The 16,582-nt window shown below is 69.6% G+C and carries 22 protein-coding genes and 2 tRNA genes; 8 read left to right on the forward strand and 16 right to left on the reverse strand.

Features of this window, described 5'->3' with window-relative positions; genetic code table 11:
• Positions 1 to 343: 343 nt before the first annotated feature.
• The 3 genes from J7U37_RS00695 to queA all read right to left on the reverse strand — a co-directional run bounded on the left by J7U37_RS00695 (position 344) and on the right by queA (position 2,885).
• A tRNA-Lys gene (locus J7U37_RS00695) sits at positions 344 to 419 on the reverse strand.
• Between the two features lie 143 nt (positions 420 to 562).
• Positions 563 to 1,738, reverse strand: coding sequence for a tRNA guanosine(34) transglycosylase Tgt (gene tgt / locus J7U37_RS00700; RefSeq protein WP_247634506.1), 1,176 nt, complete (start codon positions 1,736 to 1,738; stop codon positions 563 to 565).
• Positions 1,739 to 1,799: 61 nt separating this feature from the next.
• Complete coding sequence (queA, locus tag J7U37_RS00705; protein ID WP_247634507.1) at positions 1,800 to 2,885, reverse strand: tRNA preQ1(34) S-adenosylmethionine ribosyltransferase-isomerase QueA; 1,086 nt, start codon at positions 2,883 to 2,885, stop codon at positions 1,800 to 1,802.
• A 178-nt stretch (positions 2,886 to 3,063) separates the two neighbouring features.
• Between queA and J7U37_RS00710 the strand changes: the two genes are divergently transcribed.
• The 3 genes from J7U37_RS00710 to J7U37_RS00720 all read left to right on the forward strand — a co-directional run bounded on the left by J7U37_RS00710 (position 3,064) and on the right by J7U37_RS00720 (position 4,696).
• A complete protein-coding gene (locus tag J7U37_RS00710) occupies positions 3,064 to 3,306 on the forward strand; it encodes a hypothetical protein (protein ID WP_247634508.1) in 243 nt (80 codons plus the stop codon).
• Positions 3,307 to 3,401: 95 nt separating this feature from the next.
• The gene (locus tag J7U37_RS00715; protein ID WP_247634509.1) at positions 3,402 to 3,689 is read left to right on the forward strand and encodes a hypothetical protein; all 288 of its coding nucleotides are present in this window, start codon (positions 3,402 to 3,404) and stop codon (positions 3,687 to 3,689) included.
• Positions 3,690 to 3,808: 119 nt separating this feature from the next.
• The gene (locus J7U37_RS00720; RefSeq protein WP_247634510.1) at positions 3,809 to 4,696 is read left to right on the forward strand and encodes a cation diffusion facilitator family transporter; all 888 of its coding nucleotides are present in this window, start codon (positions 3,809 to 3,811) and stop codon (positions 4,694 to 4,696) included.
• On the opposite strand, the gene lipB is transcribed toward J7U37_RS00720, so the two are convergent.
• Entirely contained in the window at positions 4,693 to 5,400 is a 708-nt protein-coding gene (gene lipB, locus J7U37_RS00725; protein WP_247634602.1) for a lipoyl(octanoyl) transferase LipB, read from the reverse strand. The genes J7U37_RS00720 and lipB overlap by 4 nt on opposite strands.
• Before the next feature lie 97 nt (positions 5,401 to 5,497).
• Between lipB and J7U37_RS00730 the strand changes: the two genes are divergently transcribed.
• The 3 genes from J7U37_RS00730 to J7U37_RS00740 all read left to right on the forward strand — a co-directional run bounded on the left by J7U37_RS00730 (position 5,498) and on the right by J7U37_RS00740 (position 6,588).
• Entirely contained in the window at positions 5,498 to 5,803 is a 306-nt protein-coding gene (locus J7U37_RS00730) for a FliM/FliN family flagellar motor switch protein (protein WP_056190342.1), read from the forward strand.
• Between the two features lie 147 nt (positions 5,804 to 5,950).
• A tRNA-Leu gene (locus J7U37_RS00735) sits at positions 5,951 to 6,035 on the forward strand.
• Between the two features lie 307 nt (positions 6,036 to 6,342).
• Entirely contained in the window at positions 6,343 to 6,588 is a 246-nt protein-coding gene (locus J7U37_RS00740; protein WP_056190345.1) for a hypothetical protein, read from the forward strand.
• A gap of 25 nt (positions 6,589 to 6,613) precedes the next feature.
• Here J7U37_RS00740 and J7U37_RS00745 read toward each other — a convergent pair whose 3' ends face one another.
• The 4 genes from J7U37_RS00745 to J7U37_RS00760 all read right to left on the reverse strand — a co-directional run bounded on the left by J7U37_RS00745 (position 6,614) and on the right by J7U37_RS00760 (position 8,976).
• Positions 6,614 to 6,829: a hypothetical protein gene (locus J7U37_RS00745; protein WP_247634511.1), complete on the reverse strand. Its 216-nt coding sequence runs from the start codon at positions 6,827 to 6,829 to the stop codon at positions 6,614 to 6,616.
• A gap of 83 nt (positions 6,830 to 6,912) precedes the next feature.
• Positions 6,913 to 7,536 (reverse strand): GNAT family N-acetyltransferase, encoded by a 624-nt coding sequence (locus J7U37_RS00750; RefSeq protein WP_056190347.1) that lies wholly within the window; start codon positions 7,534 to 7,536, stop codon positions 6,913 to 6,915.
• A gap of 135 nt (positions 7,537 to 7,671) precedes the next feature.
• Complete coding sequence (locus J7U37_RS00755) at positions 7,672 to 8,406, reverse strand: autoinducer binding domain-containing protein (protein WP_056190441.1); 735 nt, start codon at positions 8,404 to 8,406, stop codon at positions 7,672 to 7,674.
• 138 nt (positions 8,407 to 8,544) lie between these two features.
• Positions 8,545 to 8,976, reverse strand: a complete 432-nt coding sequence (locus J7U37_RS00760; RefSeq protein ID WP_056190349.1) for a DUF488 domain-containing protein — start codon at positions 8,974 to 8,976, stop codon at positions 8,545 to 8,547.
• 212 nt (positions 8,977 to 9,188) lie between these two features.
• On the opposite strand from J7U37_RS00760, the gene J7U37_RS00765 reads away from it, so the two are divergent.
• Positions 9,189 to 10,058: a glycoside hydrolase family 25 protein gene (locus J7U37_RS00765; RefSeq protein ID WP_247634512.1), complete on the forward strand. Its 870-nt coding sequence runs from the start codon at positions 9,189 to 9,191 to the stop codon at positions 10,056 to 10,058.
• A 34-nt stretch (positions 10,059 to 10,092) separates the two neighbouring features.
• Here the strand turns inward: J7U37_RS00765 and J7U37_RS00770 are convergent, their stop codons facing one another.
• The 6 genes from J7U37_RS00770 to J7U37_RS00800 form a co-directional block, all read right to left on the reverse strand.
• On the reverse strand, positions 10,093 to 10,773 hold the full coding sequence (locus J7U37_RS00770) for a hemolysin III family protein (protein ID WP_056190351.1): 681 nt from the start codon (positions 10,771 to 10,773) through the stop codon (positions 10,093 to 10,095).
• Positions 10,774 to 10,868: 95 nt separating this feature from the next.
• Positions 10,869 to 11,075, reverse strand: a complete 207-nt coding sequence (locus J7U37_RS00775) for a hypothetical protein (protein WP_247634513.1) — start codon at positions 11,073 to 11,075, stop codon at positions 10,869 to 10,871.
• A gap of 160 nt (positions 11,076 to 11,235) precedes the next feature.
• Positions 11,236 to 12,366 carry a COX15/CtaA family protein gene (locus J7U37_RS00780; RefSeq protein WP_247634603.1) on the reverse strand — a complete coding sequence of 377 codons (1,131 nt, stop codon included), beginning with the start codon at positions 12,364 to 12,366 and terminating at the stop codon, positions 11,236 to 11,238.
• Positions 12,367 to 12,417: 51 nt separating this feature from the next.
• Positions 12,418 to 12,570: a hypothetical protein gene (locus J7U37_RS00785; protein WP_200935836.1), complete on the reverse strand. Its 153-nt coding sequence runs from the start codon at positions 12,568 to 12,570 to the stop codon at positions 12,418 to 12,420.
• Between the two features lie 493 nt (positions 12,571 to 13,063).
• A complete protein-coding gene (locus J7U37_RS00795) occupies positions 13,064 to 13,249 on the reverse strand; it encodes a hypothetical protein (protein WP_056190358.1) in 186 nt (61 codons plus the stop codon).
• Between the two features lie 320 nt (positions 13,250 to 13,569).
• Positions 13,570 to 15,378: an adenine deaminase C-terminal domain-containing protein gene (locus J7U37_RS00800; protein ID WP_247634514.1), complete on the reverse strand. Its 1,809-nt coding sequence runs from the start codon at positions 15,376 to 15,378 to the stop codon at positions 13,570 to 13,572.
• A gap of 347 nt (positions 15,379 to 15,725) precedes the next feature.
• Here J7U37_RS00800 and J7U37_RS00805 point away from each other — a divergent pair, with 347 nt between their 5' ends.
• Positions 15,726 to 15,980 (forward strand): hypothetical protein, encoded by a 255-nt coding sequence (locus tag J7U37_RS00805; protein ID WP_056190362.1) that lies wholly within the window; start codon positions 15,726 to 15,728, stop codon positions 15,978 to 15,980.
• Positions 15,981 to 16,075: 95 nt separating this feature from the next.
• On the opposite strand, the gene J7U37_RS00810 is transcribed toward J7U37_RS00805, so the two are convergent.
• Together J7U37_RS00810 and J7U37_RS00815 are read right to left on the reverse strand one after the other, a co-directional pair.
• Positions 16,076 to 16,291, reverse strand: coding sequence for an alkylphosphonate utilization protein (locus J7U37_RS00810; RefSeq protein WP_247634515.1), 216 nt, complete (start codon positions 16,289 to 16,291; stop codon positions 16,076 to 16,078).
• Between the two features lie 11 nt (positions 16,292 to 16,302).
• Positions 16,303 to 16,506, reverse strand: a complete 204-nt coding sequence (locus tag J7U37_RS00815) for a hypothetical protein (protein ID WP_056190366.1) — start codon at positions 16,504 to 16,506, stop codon at positions 16,303 to 16,305.
• Positions 16,507 to 16,582 lie beyond the last annotated feature (76 nt).

The following is a 16,582-nucleotide window of genomic DNA, read 5'->3' on the forward strand; positions in this document are numbered from 1 at the left end:
GCGTGGGATGCAATCCGGCGGGGCGGCGCAGACCTGGCCGTGAGCGCGGTTCTGAACGCTGAAGCGAGGGGGCGAAGGCCGAGCCGGTACGGACAAAGCGGCCGTCGACCGGATCACCGCTTGCTCAGGTCGCCCGACCCTGGGCACGCCCCGACGTCCGCGCCGGCGCACCATCGACGGCCTGGACTGTCGTGCGGCCGGGCACAGATCCTTGCCGATCCGTGTGGCGCAGGTGCCTGCTGCTCGCATATCAGGCGTCGCGACAGGACCGGCGGGCGTGAGCCGCACACCAGTTCGGGTTGCCACGAAGAAATTGCTCAAGTCGTCGTGACGGAAGGGAATGTGGTGAGCGCGCTGGGACTCGAACCCAGGACCTACAGATTAAAAGTCCGTTGCTCTACCAACTGAGCTACGCGCTCGCGTCCGAAGGGGTGATGCGGCCCTCTCGGGGGCCGGGCCGTTTCGGACGGCGTGGCTCGCAATAGGGGGTCGGCGGTATGGGGTCAACCGGCTTTGCGGTTGGACCAGGAGACGGGTGAGGAGGCAGGCCCGGAACGGACCGTCAGGCCGCCGCGGCGCGCTCGGCCTCCGCCCGGGCCCAGGCGGCGCGGGTCTCGTCACAGAAGTCGGCGAGCCGCCCCTGCGCGATGGCGGCACGCATCCCCGCCATCAGGTCCTGATAGTAGGACAGGTTGTTCCAGGTCAGCAGCATCATGCCCAGGATCTCGTCGCTGCGCACGAGGTGATGGAGATAGGCGCGGGAATAGTCGCGGGCGGCCGGGCAGGTCGAGGCCTCGTCCAGCGGCCGGGTGTCCTCGCCGTGGCGGGCGTTGCGCAGGTTGATGCGGCCGTAGCGGGTATAGGCCAGGCCGTGGCGGCCGGCGCGGGTCGGCATCACGCAGTCGAACATGTCGATGCCGCGCATCACCGAGCGCATCAGGTCGTCGGGGGTGCCGACGCCCATGAGGTAGCGCGGCTTGCCCGCCGGGAGGTGCGGCTCCACCGTCTCGATCATGGCCAGCATCACCGCCTGCGGTTCGCCGACCGCGAGGCCCCCGATGGCGTAGCCCTTCAGGTCGAGGTCGACGAGGGCACGGGCGCTCTCGACGCGCAGGTCGGGCAGGTCGCCGCCCTGGACGATGCCGAACATCGCCTTGCCGGGCTGCTCGCCGAAGGCGACGCGGCAGCGCGCGGCCCAGCGCAGCGACAGCTGCATGGCGCGCGCGATGGTGTCGCGCTCGGCCGGCAGGCGGACGCATTCGTCGAGCTGCATCTGGATGTCCGAGCCGAGCAGGCCCTGGATCTCGATCGAGCGTTCGGGGCTCATATGGTGGGTCGAGCCGTCGACATGGGAGCGGAAGGTCACGCCCTGCTCGTCGAGCTTGCGCAGGGCCGAGAGCGACATGACCTGGAAGCCGCCGGAATCGGTGAGGATCGGGTGCGGCCAGTTCATGAAATGGTGCAGGCCACCGAGCCGCGCCATGCGCTCGGGGCCGGGGCGCAGCATCAGGTGGTAGGTGTTGCCCAGCACCACGTCGGCGCCGAGGTCGCGGACCTGTCCGGGATACATCGCCTTGACGGTGGCGGCCGTGCCGACCGGCATGAAGGCGGGCGTCCGGATGATCCCGCGCGGCATCGCGATCGCGCCCGTGCGCGCGGCGCCGTCGGTGGCGTCGACCCGGAAGGTGAAGTCGCTCGGAAGGGTTTCGGGCGCGGGGCGTGCGGCGGGCTCGGACATGGGCGCCGTCTTAGCACCGGTTTTCCGGCTCGGCACGTCCTCCCCCGCGCCTTCCCTCGTGTCAGTCCCGCGCCGGAAACAGCAGGCTCGAATCGCCGTAGGAATAGAAGCGATAGCCGGACGCGATGGCGTGGGCATAGGCGGCCCGCATGGTGTCGAGCCCCGAGAAGGCCGAGACCAGCATGAACAGGGTCGAGCGCGGCAGGTGGAAGTTGGTCATCAGCGCATCGACGGCGCGGATGCGGGTGCCCGGCGTGATGAAGATCTCGGTCGGTCCCGCGAAGGCGTGAAGCCGTCCCTCGGAATCGGCCGCACTCTCCAGGAGGCGCAGGGCGGTGGTGCCGACGGCCACGACGCGGCCGCCGCCCGCCCGCACGGCGTTCAGGGCCTCGGCGGTGGCGGCGTCGAGGCGGCCGATCTCCGCATGCATGCGGTGGTCGTCGGTGTCGTCGGCCTTCACCGGCAGGAAGGTGCCGGCGCCCACATGCAGGGTCACGGTGTGGCGGGCGATGCCGGCGGCATCGAGGTCGGCCAGGAGCGTGTCGGAGAAGTGCAGGCCGGCGGTCGGGGCCGCCACCGCGCCGGGCTCGCGGGCATAGACAGTCTGGTAGTCGGTGGCGTCCTGCGCGTCGGTGGGCCGCTTGCCGGCGATGTAGGGCGGGAGCGGCAGGTCGCCGATCCGCGCGATGGCCTCGTCGAGGGCGGGGCCGGCCAGATCGAAGCGCAGGGTGATCTCGCCCCCCTCCCCCTTGGCCGCGATGGTCGCGTCGAGGCCGCCGAGATCGCAGGGCTCGCTCGCCCTGTGCCGGCCGAAGCTGACCCGGTCGCCGGCGGCGAGGCGCTTGCCCGGCCGGGCGAAGGCACGCCAGGTGTCCGCCGCCTCGCGCAGGTGCAGCATCGCCTCCACGCGCAGGCCCGGCGCACCCGGCCGGTGGCGCAGGCCCGAGAGGCGGGCCGGGATCACCCGGGTGTCGTTGAAGACCAGGGCGTCGCCCGGCCGCAGGAGCTGCGCCAGGTCCCGCACCTTGCGGTCTTCGAGGGCGTCGCCGGGGCGCACCACCAGGAGGCGGCCGGCATCGCGGGGGACCGGCGGGCGCAGGGCGATGCTCGCCTCGGGCAGCTCGAAATCGAAGAGGTCGACGCGCATGGCCCGCCAACAGCACGGTTTGGCGGCGCGGATCAATGGGGTCACTCGTGGTCGGGCGCCACCGGCGGAACCGGCGCGGGCCCGACCTGTTCAGACGAGAGCCGCCCGCGACGGGCGTCCGTACCGACACTTTCCACACCGCCACTTTCCACACCGAGACCTGAGGAGACCCGACAGGATGGCCTGGTTTGCCGTGAGCCCCCGCGATTCCGCCGACCCGCGCTGGCCCTTGCCGGATCGGGCGAGCATCACCCTCAAGGCGGAGGATGCCGAGGAGGCGCGGTCGAAATTTCTGGAGGCCTATCCGAGCCGCCCGTTCGGCACCCCCTCCTCACCGGTCCCGGATGCGGGCGATGCCGGCTTCGCCCAAGATCCGGACGCGCTCACCGTCGCGCCGACAAGCGTGCCTCCCTCTCCGTGAAATTCGCTGTCCGGCCGCTGGATCAGTCCGGCGGCTGTTCGCACCGGAAACGCCCTTCTCGACCCTGACGTCCACGCTCGCCATTCGGAGCCTTCATGACCGACGCGCACAGAAGCGACGATATCCGGTCCGATGCCATCCGGGCCAAGATCACGGCCCGGCGCACGACGCTCGACGGGGAGCTTGTGGATTACTGGACGCGGGAAGCCCTGCGCCTGGACACCCTGGCCGCCGGCGCGCGCTGGAACTGGATGGTCCGGAGCTATCAGCGCAAGGCCGAGCGCGCCCGGGCGCAGGGGGCGGTCTTCGCGGCCCGCGAAGCGGCTCGCGCCAAGGCACCGGATCTGGACGAACCGGGTCCGGCCGACCCCGGCACGGCATAGCCCCGGCTCAATCGTACAGGTGCGGGTTCAACCTTTGCCGTGGCCTTGGCGTGGCCACGGGCGCTAAGGCCTCGGCACCGGGCGGCCGCGCCGCATCCGGCTCGAGACCGGACACCGTCATGGACCGCACCCAGAAAGCCGCCCTCTTGAGCGCCGGCGTTGGCGCCCTGGTGATGGGCCTCAAATTCGCTGCCTACTGGGTGACCGGCAGCCTCGCGCTCTATTCCGATGCCCTGGAGAGCATCATCAACGTGGTGGCGGCGGTGTTCGCCCTGGTCGCGCTTCGGGTTGCGGCCCGCCCGGCCGACGACGATCACCCCTACGGCCACCACAAGGCCGAGTATTTCTCGGCGGTGATCGAGGGCGCGCTGATCATCGTGGCGGCGCTCCTGATCCTGCGGGAGGCCTTCTTCGGCCTGCTCGACCCCAAGATGCTGGACGCGCCGGCCATCGGCCTCGCGGTCAACCTCGTGGCGACCGCGATCAACGGCGTCTGGGCGATGACGCTGCTGCGCCGGGGCCGCGCCTGGCGCTCGCCGGCCCTGGTGGCGGATGCCCGCCACGTGATGGCCGACGTGGTCACCTCGGCGGGCGTGCTCGTCGGTGTCGTACTGGTGACGGTGACCGGATACGCCATCCTCGACCCGCTGATCGCCGGCCTCGTCGCCCTCAACATCCTGTGGTCGGGCTGGGGCATGATCCGCGATTCGGTCAGCGGCCTGATGGACAAGGCCGCGCCCACCGAGATGGTGGCGCAGATCCGCGAACTGATCTCGCTCCACAGCACCGGTGCCCTGGAGGCGCACGACGTCCGCACCCGCCATGCCGGGCAGGCGACCTTCATCGATTTCCACCTCGTGGTGCCGGGCGCGATGACGGTGCAGGATTCGCACGCCATCTGCGACCGCCTGGAGGCCGCGATCGAGAGCGCCATCGAGGGCTCCGTCGTCGTCATCCACGTGGAGCCGGGGGAGCACGCCAAGGGCCGGGGCGTGCCGGTGATCTAATCCGCCGCGACCGTTGGGCCGAAGATCGCCTCGAAGGCGGCGCGGAGCTGCATGTCCACCTCGGGCATCGAGACGAGATGGCCGAGATCGACCAGGCTGGTGACGCCGTGCCCGGCGATGCCGCAGGGCACGATGCCGGTGAAGTGCGACAGGTCCGGCTGCACGTTGAGGCTGATGCCGTGGAAGCTCACCCAGCGTCGGACCCGGATGCCGATGGCGGCGACCTTGTCCTCCACGCCCGCCCCCTTTTCGGGACGCCGGACCCAGACGCCGACCCGATCCTCCCGCCGCTCGCCGCGCACGTTGAAGGCCTCCAGGGTGGCGATGATCCAGGCCTCCAGGGCGGCCACGTAGGCCCGCAGGTCCCGGCGGCGCCGGTTGAGGTCGAGCATCACGTAGGCCACCCGCTGACCCGGCCCGTGATAGGTGTACTGCCCGCCCCGCCCGGTGCGGTGGACCGGAAAGCGGTCCGGCTCGACGAGGTCGGAAGCCCGCGCCGAGGTGCCCGCCGTGTAGAGGGGGGGATGTTCGAGCAGCCAGACCAGCTCCGAAGCGCGGCCCGCCGCGATCGCCTCGGCTCGCTCCTCCATGGCCGCCACCGCGTCACCGTAGGGCACCGGGGTGTCGCTGATCCGCCACGCCACGGGCGCACCGTCCGAAAGGGCGTGAAAATCCCCCGCGGGAAGCGCCAGACGGGGCGCGATTAGGGTTTCGTTTACCAAGATTTCACCATCGCGCAGGGAAGGTGGAGGGAAGGGCCGAACCACGGGTTGGGCCGGCCCGGAACGAAGGACGGATCGCGTGGCGGTGTTCGAAGACCTGAAGGTCGACCTGACGGTGGTGCTCGGGCGCAGTCACATGCCGTTGCACATGCTCCTGCGCATGGGCCGCGGTGCGGTGATCGAACTCGAAGCCACCGAGTCCGATATGGTCGAGATTCTCGCCAACGACCACCCGATCGCGCGCGGACAGATCGTGGTGACCGGCAACCGCATCTCCGTCGAGATCACCGAACTGATCCGCAAGGCCGACGTGGTGCGCCTGCCCGGCGTCACCATCGGCCAGGGCGCCGTGCCGGTCCTGGACGGCGGAGTCGATTTCCTCTGATCCCGCCACCGTGACGCTTGTCGGACGGAAATCCGTCTGTTATTGGCTGCGCCGCGCCCCGAGAGATCGGTCGCCGCAGCCCACCAGAGCCCACCGCTACGGCGCGATGGTCCTCCGGGCCCGGTGACGGAACGGTGCGTTGACGATGCGGCCATGGCGGAATTGGTAGACGCGCTAGCTTGAGGTGCTAGTCCTGCAAGGGGTGGAGGTTCGAGTCCTCTTGGCCGCACCAACTCTTTCGATCGACGACGACGAAGAGTTGGTGCATCGCGGTTCGATCAGGGTTGCCGGGTTCTCATAGAACCGCACCCCGGACCTAGTCTGATCCACACAGAAATGACGTGAGTGCTCCGGCCGGTTGCGCAGGCGCGTGTCCTGCGTTCGATCGATGGTGGGGCTCGCCTATCCTGCGCCTCATGGCGGCTGCCACAACGCCCGGCGGCGACATGTCGGTTGTCCTTGATCTGCCCGTCGGATCCGGCGTTGTCTGTTCACATGTCGCGTCGAGGCACGGCCGACCTTACAACCGGGAACGTTCGATGACCCGCTTCTCTCGCCTGGCCCTGTTGATGGTCGCGGTCGCAGGCCCGATCGGCCTCGCCATTCCGGCCATGGCCCAGAGTCCGGCCAAGGACTACCTGTTCCAGGAGCAGCGCTTCAGCCGCGCCTGCCGCCCGCCGCTGAAATACGCGGCTGGCGCCTGCGTGCGCCGCTGCCCGGCCGGCTACGAGGATATGGGACGGACCTGCCGCCAGCGCAGCATGCGCGGCGGCAGCGCGCGCTAGTCGGCCACTGGCCGCAGATACAGCGTCAGACGACCGGATCGAGGGCCCGAGCCGGATCTTCCTCCGGATCGGCCAGCGCCACGGCGATCTCGAACAGCAGAAGATCGATCAGCCGCCGCATCATCGGCGTCCCGGACTTGTCGATGACCGTCCGCGCCGCGATGAACTGGACCGCCAGGGCATCGAGCGCCTGTTCGGCCTCCGAGTGGGCGGTCGGGCCGGCGCCGGTCTCGCTCGGCATGAACGAGTCCAGGATCGTCTGATCCAGACTCGTCGAATCCGTCAATCGTTGCCCCATGGTGGTCGGTCCTTCGAGAGCGCGCGTCAGGCGGCGAGATAGGGATAATCGGGAGCCAGGACGGAGCCGGAGCGGCCGGTCAGGCGACGCAGGCGCGCCAGCGTGCGCTCGTCGAACTCCGCCGTGGTGGCGATGATGTCTTCGCCGCTGATCGCTTGCGGCAATCCGAGCGGGTGGGCGCGGAAGTGCAGCTGCACCACGTGCAGCAGGTAGAGCGTCGGCATCTGCAGCACGAGGCGGCGGACCCCGCTGGCCAGGCCCCACTCGACGATCCCCGAAAGCAGCGCCAGCGAGACCGGGTTGATCGCCTTGCCGCGGCCCCGGTGCGAGCGGGCCACGGCCTGCCGCGTCCATTCCCAGGTGTCGTGACCGCGCGGAAGTTCGCCCTCGCAGAGCTGCGGCAGGACGTCCGACAGGAGATGCGGCCGCGTGGTCGGCAGGAGGCGGCTGTAGCCGATGACCCGGCCGGCCTCGAGGGCGAGAAAATGGATCGCGTGCGGCGTGTCGAACTGGTCGATCTCGCGGCCGTCCGGCCTGGCCAGATCGGTCCAGCGTTTTTCCTCAACGAACACTGCGTGTCTCAGGCGCCAGACCTGTTCCATCTCGTCGCGAAACCGCTGCGCGTTCGCGGGTGTCACGATCTGAATCATATCTTGAAACCTCCGGGCCCGGAGGTGTTTCTGACAGGGAGATGACGGTTGCAGACCTACGGGAATCCGTAGGGAGATGCGGCGGCGGGCGGCAGCCTCCGAGGCTCGGAGGCTCGGCCTGAGAGGCTCAGACGCTCAGAGGATCAGCCCGCGCCGCAGCGCCACCGCCACGGCCTGGGTGCGGTTGGTCGTGCCGAGCTTGGTCCGCGCCGAGCGCAGGTGGAAATCGACGCCATGTGTCGAGATCCCCATCACCTCGCCGATCTCCCAGTCGGTCTTGCCCTCGGCAGCCCATTGCAGGGCCTCGCGCTCGCGCGGGGCCAGCCGGATGGTGCGCGGAAGGCTGCCTTCCCCGCGCAACCGCAGCAGGTGGCCGAAGGCGTAGGTGGCGATGAGATGGAGCATCGGCCGGTCGTCGGGATCGATCGCCAGGTGCTCGCCCGAGAGGCTGAAGCCCGCCGTTCCACCCTCCAGCGTCATCAACGGAATGGTGACGCCGTCGCGCAGGCGAAACTCGCCCGCCTCGTCCATGACCCTGCGCGCCTCGCTGTCGTCGCCGATGCGGCTCCGCAGATCGCTCCAGGCAAACGGAACCTTCGTCTCCGACAGGTGGCGGACGGTCGGGTCGTGGAAGGCGTAGCCCCGCGTGAGGTAGCGCCGTCCCCATTCGGACGGGAAGGTGTTGACCAGGATGTGGGATTGCTGCTGGCGCGCCGGCGTGCCCTTCCCCGGCACGGTGCCGGCCATGGCGTGGGCGACGCCGAAGGCGGCGAGTTCGGTGACCAGCAGGCGCGCAACGTCGTCGACGCTCGCAGTCCGGTCAAGCGATCGCAGGAACCCGAGTGTCTGGTCCAGCGCCTTGCGCGTCATCCTCGTTCCGACATCCTGTGCTTCTTCGACGAAGCAGAGCCGCATAACTCTAGATTGTCAACGGCGGTACGGCCCGACCGTGGGCAGCCGGGTCGTGGCGACGCGGGGGCGGCATTCATCCCGGGCGATCGGGCTGGATCAGCCGAACAGGTCGACGCTGATGAAGCCGCGCTCGGCCATGCGCTCGGCCAGGACGCGCCGGTGGCAGTGGGCCGGGTCGCGCTCGAAGCAGAGGAGGCAGGTCGGAGCCCGGGCCGCCAGGGCGCAGAGGTCGTCCAGGGCGAGTCCGCCATCGGCGGTGTCCAGCACTTCCTCGCAATAGATCCTGCGCATCAGGCTCGCATCGTTCGCGCGGGCCGCCTGACGCCCGGCCTTGGGGGTGCCGAGGGCGCGGGCATGGGCGTAGCCGAGCCCGACCTCTTCCAGGCTGGTCCGCAGGGCGTTCTTGGAGAAGCCGCGCTTGCGCGAGTTGGCCACCGCCCGGACATCCGCCAGGGTCGCCACACCGGCATCGCGCAGAGCCGCGATCAGGCGCTCGGAATCTAGCCCTTCATACCCGATGGTGAACAATGTCTTCACCCGATTCCCCCCTGGCGAAACCCGCAGGCCCGACCTGCACTTAGGCGGCGCATCGCCTGGGGGCCAGCGGGGATGTCCGCGACGGATGTGACCGTCTCACCACGACTTCCGGAAATCCGCCGCAATGCCGTCAAAGGTCTGTTAACCGCGCCGGGCCATCCCTTAGCCATAGAGTGCGTGCGTCAATGATGGATCGGGGACCGATGCGGCTGAGGAACGGGACTGTCCCGACACGCCAGAACCAGCCGGTCCGTTTCCAGGTTTTTCGCGAGACCTTGCGGCGGGGTGCCGCCGTGGCGGTGTTGTCTGCGCTCGCGGCCTGCTCCGGCACCACAGACTTCTATCCCACCAAGGGCGATGCCAAGCCGCATCCCGGCGTGGCGCGGGCCAAGCAGCACCCGGTCCAGGGCATCGACATCTCGAAATGGCAGGGCCCGATCGACTGGATGTCGGTGCGGGCCGCCGGAACCCAGTTCGCCTTCATCAAGGCGACCGAGGGCGGCGACCACGTGGACGAGCGCTTCCGAACCAATTGGGACGGAGCGGCCCAGGCCGGCGTGCCGCGCGGGGCCTATCACTTCGTGTTCTGGTGCCGCTCCGCCCAGGATCAGATGGCCTGGTTCAAGAAGAACGTCCCGAACGATCCCACCGCCCTGCCCCCGGTCCTCGACGTCGAGTGGAACGGCCATTCCCAGCTCTGCCCGAAGAAGCTGCCCAAGGCCCAGGCCCTGTCGATGATCCGCTACATGCTCGACGAGATGGAGCGTTACACCGGCAAGCGCCCGATCATCTACACCGACATCACCTTCCACAAGGATGTGCTCGAAGACGAACTGCCGGATTATCCGCACTGGGTCCGTTCGACCGCGGCCGAGCCCGAGCAGCGCTACGTCAAGCGCAAGTGGATGCTGTGGCAGTTCACCTCGACCGGCCGGGTGCCGGGCGTGCGCGGCGATGTCGACCGCAACGCCTTCTACGGCAGTCCCGCTGAGTGGGCCTCGTTCCTGTCCACCGATTGCGATCCGCGCGAGCACCGCACCCTCGCCGACCGGGGCCTCTGCTCCGGCAAGTGACCGCCGGGCCTATCGCCCCGAAACACCGGCGCCCTCAGGCGCCGGCCTGCATCACGGTCGCCAGCACCGTCCCATAGTGGCAGGCGGTCGCGGCCAGCACGAAGGCGTGCCAGATCGCGTTCTGGTACGGCAGGCTGCGCCAGACATGGAACACCACGCCGGCCGAGTAGAGCACGCCGCCGAGCGCCAAAAGCCCCAGCGCATTCGGGGACAGCTGACCGATCACCGCATCGTAGGCGATGACGCCGCTCCAGCCGAGGATGAGGTAGAGGCAAATGGAAGCGCGATCGTAGCGGCCGGGCAGCAGCAGCTTGAGGGCGATTCCGATCGCCGCCACCAGCCAGACCACGGCGAGGAGGCTCCAGGCCGCCTCTCCGGCGCCCACCATCGCCACCAGGGGCGTGTAGGTTCCGGCGATCATCAGGTAGATCAGCGCGTGGTCGGCGCGCCGCAGCAGCCACTTGCGCCGGGACACCGGCCACATGTTGTAGGTGGCCGAGACCCCCAGCATCGAGACGAGTCCGGCGGCGTAGATCGTCACGCCGGCGCGTTCGACCAGGGTGAGCGGCGAGAGCGCCGCGATCACCACGATGGCGATGGCGCCTGCGACCCCGAGGGCCACGCCGACGACGTGGACCGCGCCATCCGCCAGAAGTTCGTTCCGGCTGTAGTTCCAAGTTACTCCCGTCGGGCGTCCGTCGTCCGCTAAAAGCATCGCCGACCTCCGGTCTTTCACCAGATGCTACGCTTCAACCTGTTGCCGCGTTCCACGCGACAACTACCGAGTTCGGGCCATCAACAGGAAAATGTTCAGCCGGGGAGAACACCCGGATAGCGGCTGGCGATCGCCACCGCCCAGACGACGCCGAGCAGGCCGGTCAGACCCACGGCGAGCCAGATCTGCGGCTTGTGCGAGCGTTTCGCGGGCGGCGCGAGGCTATCGCGCTGCGCGCCGGCGCCGGGCGCGCTGGTCGATGACGGGTTCGACAATGGACGTGACGGTTCGGCGTCCCGCATGCAGGGTTTGTCCTCTCGCGTTTCAGAATCGTCGGGCGTCGCTTCTGGCCGGAAGCCAGCGCGACGCCGGGACGGGGGTCGAACGTACGAGCGGAACCCTGGTTCGCTGCACTGCGGTCGCGATGTCTCGATCCGCACATGGCAGGTGTCGCGCGTCCGGTCAGGTCCGGGGCGCCAGGGCCTCGAAGCCGAAGGGCGTGGTCGGCGCCTCAAGCCGTATGGGAGCGGGCACCGCCTGCATCCGCCGCGCATGGACCGTCGCCATGGTCAGCACCGCCATGGCGAACACCTGATGCGATAGGGCCGCCCAGAGCGGCACCGCCAGCAGCAGGGTCGCGATGCCGAGGGTCGCCTGCGCCAGGACGAGGCCGGCGACTCCGGTTGCCCGCCGCCCCACGGCCGAGCCGCGCAGCGAGCGCCGGGCGTCGAGGGCGTGGAAGAGCGCGGCCGCCAGCAGCAGGTAGGCGGTCAGGCGGTGGTTGAACTGCACCAGGGCGAGGTTGTCGACGAAGTTCTCGATCCAGGGCGTTCCGGCGAACAGCTCCGAGACCGGCGGCACGAGGTGACCGTCCATGGTCGGCCAGGTGTTGTAGACCAGCCCGGCCTTCGAGCCGGCCACCAGACCGCCGAGGAAGATCTGCAGCAGCACGAGGCCCATCAGCACGGAGGCGGTCCGGCGCAGGCGCGGCGCGACGGCCTCGACCGGCGCATCCGACGTGCGCAGGCCGGCAGCGAGCCAGACGAGGCCGGCCAGAATCAGGCTGGCGGTGGTCAGGTGGAGGGCGAGCTTGATCGGCGCCACGGCGGTCATGCCGGGCTGGAGCCCGGACGCGACCATGATCCAGCCGATCGCGCCCTGGAGGCCGCCGAGCAGGCCGAGCCCGAGAAGGCCAAGCCCGAGGCGGCGGGTCAGGGCGCCGCGCCACCAGAACCACAGCAGCGGCAGGAAGAACGCGAGGCCGACGATGCGCCCGAGCAGGCGGTGGCCCCATTCCCAGGCGTACAGGACCTTGAAGTTAGACAGGCCCATCCCGGCATTCAGGATGCGGTATTGCGGCGTGTCCTTGTACTTGTCGAACTCGGCGGCCCAGGCTTCGGCCGAGAGCGGCGGAATCGCACCGGTGACCGGGCGCCACTCGGTGATCGACAGGCCGGACCCCGTCAGGCGCGTCGCACCCCCGACCGCCACCATCGCCACGACGAGCGCCGCGAGCAGGTAGAGCCAGATCCGAACGCCCTGGAGGCGCGGGGCCGCGCCGGTCGCCTGTTCGCCTGCTATCCGCACGTCGATCCTCGCCTTCGCTGGACGGCCCGCCCGAGCGAGCCGCCGTCAACGAGCGAGTTAGGCGAGGTAGGCGCTGCGGGCAACGCTGAACGACGACGCACCGGCCGGGGCCAAACCCTCCGCCGCCAGGTCGCTGTCCCGTCGCAGCGCGATCATCTCAAGGAGGGCGATCACGAACCAAGGTCCCGCGATCCCGATGAAGAACGTCATGCCCCGCCTCCCCTACGCGCGTCGCGCCATCAGGATGATAGGGGAGCGCGGCAGTTCCGCAAGCCGTCGTCCCGGTGTCGTCCGGGCGAAGAGGGCTGGCACTGGCTGATGCAAGCCCCGCCGTCTGGAAGGCTCACCGCTGTCTTGAAGGCTCGCCGCTGTCCCGAAGGCTCCCCACTTGCCGCGACGGAAAGCAGGATGCCGACAACCGGTGCTCACCAGACCTGCTGCCCGATCCGCCAAGCCAGAAACCCGAGGGTCACGGCACCGAGGCCGCGGCGCCAGGGATTCACGCCGCGCAGGAGTTCATCGAGTGCCCAATAGGCCAGGGCGAGGGCGCCGGCGGCGCGCAGAGCGATGCCCCACGAGCCCTCCGGCGCAACGATCCCGTCGATGAGCGCGCAGGCCGCGAAGATCAGCAGCGGCGCGTTCGGCCGCTGCGCAATGGTGATCGCGCCGGTGCGCCGATCGCGAAAGACCCAGTCGACGGCGTTCAGGTCGGCACCCCGACCTCGGCCTTGCGCATCGGTGCGCAGATCTGAGGCGAGACCTTGTCGAGGTATTCGCAGGCGTTGCGCAGGTACCAGGTCCGCAATTCAGGCTGGCCGGGCGCCACGTACATGCCGACGAGCACGAACGCGATCGCGCCGACGATGATGAGGGTGAGCAGGCTACGCATCGGGGCAACTCCGTCGACAATCCGGGACCGTGTTCAGCCGCTCCGGTCTCCGACCTTATCATCGAAGTTCGGGACGATCCCATGACAAGAAAACAGCCCGCGCGCCGGTTCCGGCAGGCAGGCTGTGAAAGCTTGGGAGGAACGAGAGGCTGTTGAGACCTGCCTGACAACGGACAACGCGCGCGGGAGTTCCGTCCCGATGCAATCTCGCCCGATGCAATCTTGCCCGATGCAATCTCGCGCCAGCGACCCCCACCCCCGCGGCGATCCCGCGCCGACGGAACGGTCGGCCGGCAAGGGAGTCGCCGGTGGGATTCGCCTCAGGCGGCCTCGAACAGCGGCACGATCCGCATGGCCGGAACCAGCACGAGACCCTTGTCGGTGATGCGGATCTCCGGGATGACCGAGAGCGGGATCAGGTTGAAGCCCATATAGGGGATGGTGCAGCCTGCCCGCTCCCAGGCCGCCTTGAGCACCCGCACCTCCTCGGCCACGACGGTGACGCGCTTGTCCGACAACAGCCCTGCGACCGGCAGCGGCACCAGCGCCACGACGCGGCCGTCCTCCACCACGCAGACGCCGCCCTGGATGGCGCCGAGGGCGTCGAGGGCGACGCGCATGTCGGCCTCGTTCAGGCCGGCGACGATCGCATTGTGCGAATCGTGGCCGACGCTGCTCGCGACCGCGCCGCGCTTCAGGCCGAAGGCGCGCAGAAGGCCGTGTGCCACCGTGCCGGCGCGGCCGTGGCGCTCGATCACGCTCACGAAGCAGAGGTCGTTCTGCGCCAGGGTCGCGCCCCAGTCGGCGCCCGGCACGAGGTCCACGACCTCGTGGGTCAGCTCGATGCCCGGCAGGGTGGTGCGGATCGCGTTGATCCGACACGGCTCCTCGGGCAGCGCGGGGATCAGTGCCGGCAACGGCTCCGGCAGGTGCATGGTGGCGTAGGCGGGAGCGGGGTAGCGGTAGGGCCGCGACAGGGCCGCATCGAGCCGCGGCGTGATCGTGCGGTTCTCGACCACGCATTCCCCGCCGTACCAGGTCGCTTGCGGCACGAGGTCGTCGTCGAGGAGCACGAGGTCGGCCCGCCGGCCGCCGCCGAAGCCGCCGATCTCGCCGTCGAGCCCGTAGCGCGTCGCAGGATGCAGCGAGCCCATCGCCCAGGCCTGCACGTTCGGGATACCCATCCGCACCGCTTCGCGCACGACCCAGTCGAGGCCGTAGGCCAGGAGGTCCTGCGCGTCGCGGTCGTCGGTGCAGACGCAGACGCGCTTGGCCGAGGCCCCGTAATCCAGGATGGTGCCGATGGCTTTGGGCAGGCTGTGCCAGGGTGTGGTCGGCGGGCCGCCACGCAGGTAGATCCACAAGCCGGCTTCGAGCAGATCGTCGGCAATATCCCGGTCGATGGCCTCGTGCGTGTCGGTGACGCCGCTGGCCGCGTAGGCCGCCACGAAGGCGCGCCCGTAGATGTGGCCCGAGACGGGGCGGCCCCGCGCCAGCGCGGCCTGAAGGATGGCGTGGGCGCGTGGGTCGCCCTCGCACACGGCGACGAAATCCATCTTCTCGCCGAGCCCGATCGCCTCCGGCCAGGCATCGAACAGGGCCGCGATCTTGCCGGCGTCGAGGTCGCCGCCGGCGGTCTCCAGCTCGGGCGAGGTCGCCGGGACGGTACTGGGCACCGTCAGGTAGATGTTGAGGGGGGCCTGGCGGGCATCCTCCAGCATCCAGGCGATGCCGTCCTTGTCCAGGACGTTGCCGATCTCGTGGCTGTCGCACACGATGGTGGTGGTGCCGTTGAGAAGCGCGGCCTCGGCATAGGCACAGGCCGTGACCATGCTGCTCTCGATGTGCAGGTGCGGGTCGACCAGCCCCGGCGCCAGAAGGCCGCCGCGCACGTCCCTGCGCGCTGCCGCGCCCCGGTAGGTTCCGGCCGGCCGCACCGCCGCGATCCGGCCGCCGGCGATCCAGACCTCGCGGTCGGGCAGGATGCGCTCGGAATAGGTCGAGAGCAGGCGCGCCCCGGTGATCACGAGATCCGGCTCGGCCCGGCCGGAGGCCACGGCGGCGAGATGTCGGGTCATCGCGCTCAAGGGAGCCACGGAGAATCGCGTCAGCGGGCGTGGGTCGGTCATGCGGTCCCCCGGAATCTGGTCCTGGCCGCCAGCGGCGCACGCATCGTGCCAGACCCGCTCCGCAGAGGACAGCGCAGAGCCGGGGCGGACCTGACGAAGCGGGAGCCCTGTCGCCGATTGCCCCTGTTCCCGGCACCGACGCCGATCGCTCCACCCATGCTCGCCTTGCCAAAGGCGCATTCGGACTCCATTTAGCGCCCAGGCCGGTCGCGACCCACGTCGCTCGATCGGAGACGGCCACGATGCAGGGCCAGGGTGACGCCGGATGTACGCGCACCCGCCACGCCCCCATCCGTGGCCGTTGGCATTTTCCCCCACCCGCCTTCCAGTCCGAGCATCGTCCCGTCATGGCCAAGCGTACCAAGTCGAAACCGCAGGAGCGCGGCTCCGTCCTGTTCGACGTCCTCTACGACGACGAGTCCCGCGCCTCGAACCGGCGCGTTCCCATGGAAATCCTCGGCGGGCTCGACGGCGATGAGCCGGCCCGCCAGCTCATCGAGGAGCAGGACCGCGCCATCGCGGAAAAGTCCGGCCGCCCCTTGCGGTCCATCCGCAGCCTCACCCGCTCCCCGGCCCGCGCGCCGAGCGCGTCGGACGAATAATTTTCGGCGTTCGACCTGTCGCTCGCCTCAGCGGGTCCCGGGTTCGCCCGAGACCTGTCGAGTTGACCGCCCACCGCAACCTGAGCGAAAGCCCGTCAGGCCTTCTTCAGGAACTGGGTCTTCAGCACCAGACCCTTCACCTTGTCGGCGTTGCACTCGATCTCGTCCGGATCGCCCGTCAGGCGGATGTTCTTGATCAGGGTGCCGCGCTTGAGGGTGGTGGACGTGCCCTTCACCTTCAGGTCCTTGATCAGCGTGACGGAATCGCCGTCAGCCAGCTTGGTGCCGTTGGCGTCCTTGGTGTCGTCCATGGCCGGCGCCTTCAGTGCTCGGGCGGCGTGTAGGGCCGGCCGGCATCGACCAGCGCACGGTCCACCGCTTCGATCGCCAGCAGGATGCGGGTCAGGTCCTCCGCGGCCGAGGGGGCCGCGACGTCGCTGGCGCCGATGCGCTTGGCGAGGGCACCGCGCTGGCGGGCCAGGCTGTCCCGGGCCCGGTTCAGGGTTTCGATCTCGTCCGGCGTCATGCTGTCCCCACCTGTTCCGCTGATTCCGCGAATCCGATGAGCGATGCGGCCTTTGCGGCCCGGACGCAATGGCTGG

It is taken from the genome of Methylobacterium sp. 37f (assembly GCF_023093475.1).
Lineage (GTDB): Bacteria > Pseudomonadota > Alphaproteobacteria > Rhizobiales > Beijerinckiaceae > Methylobacterium.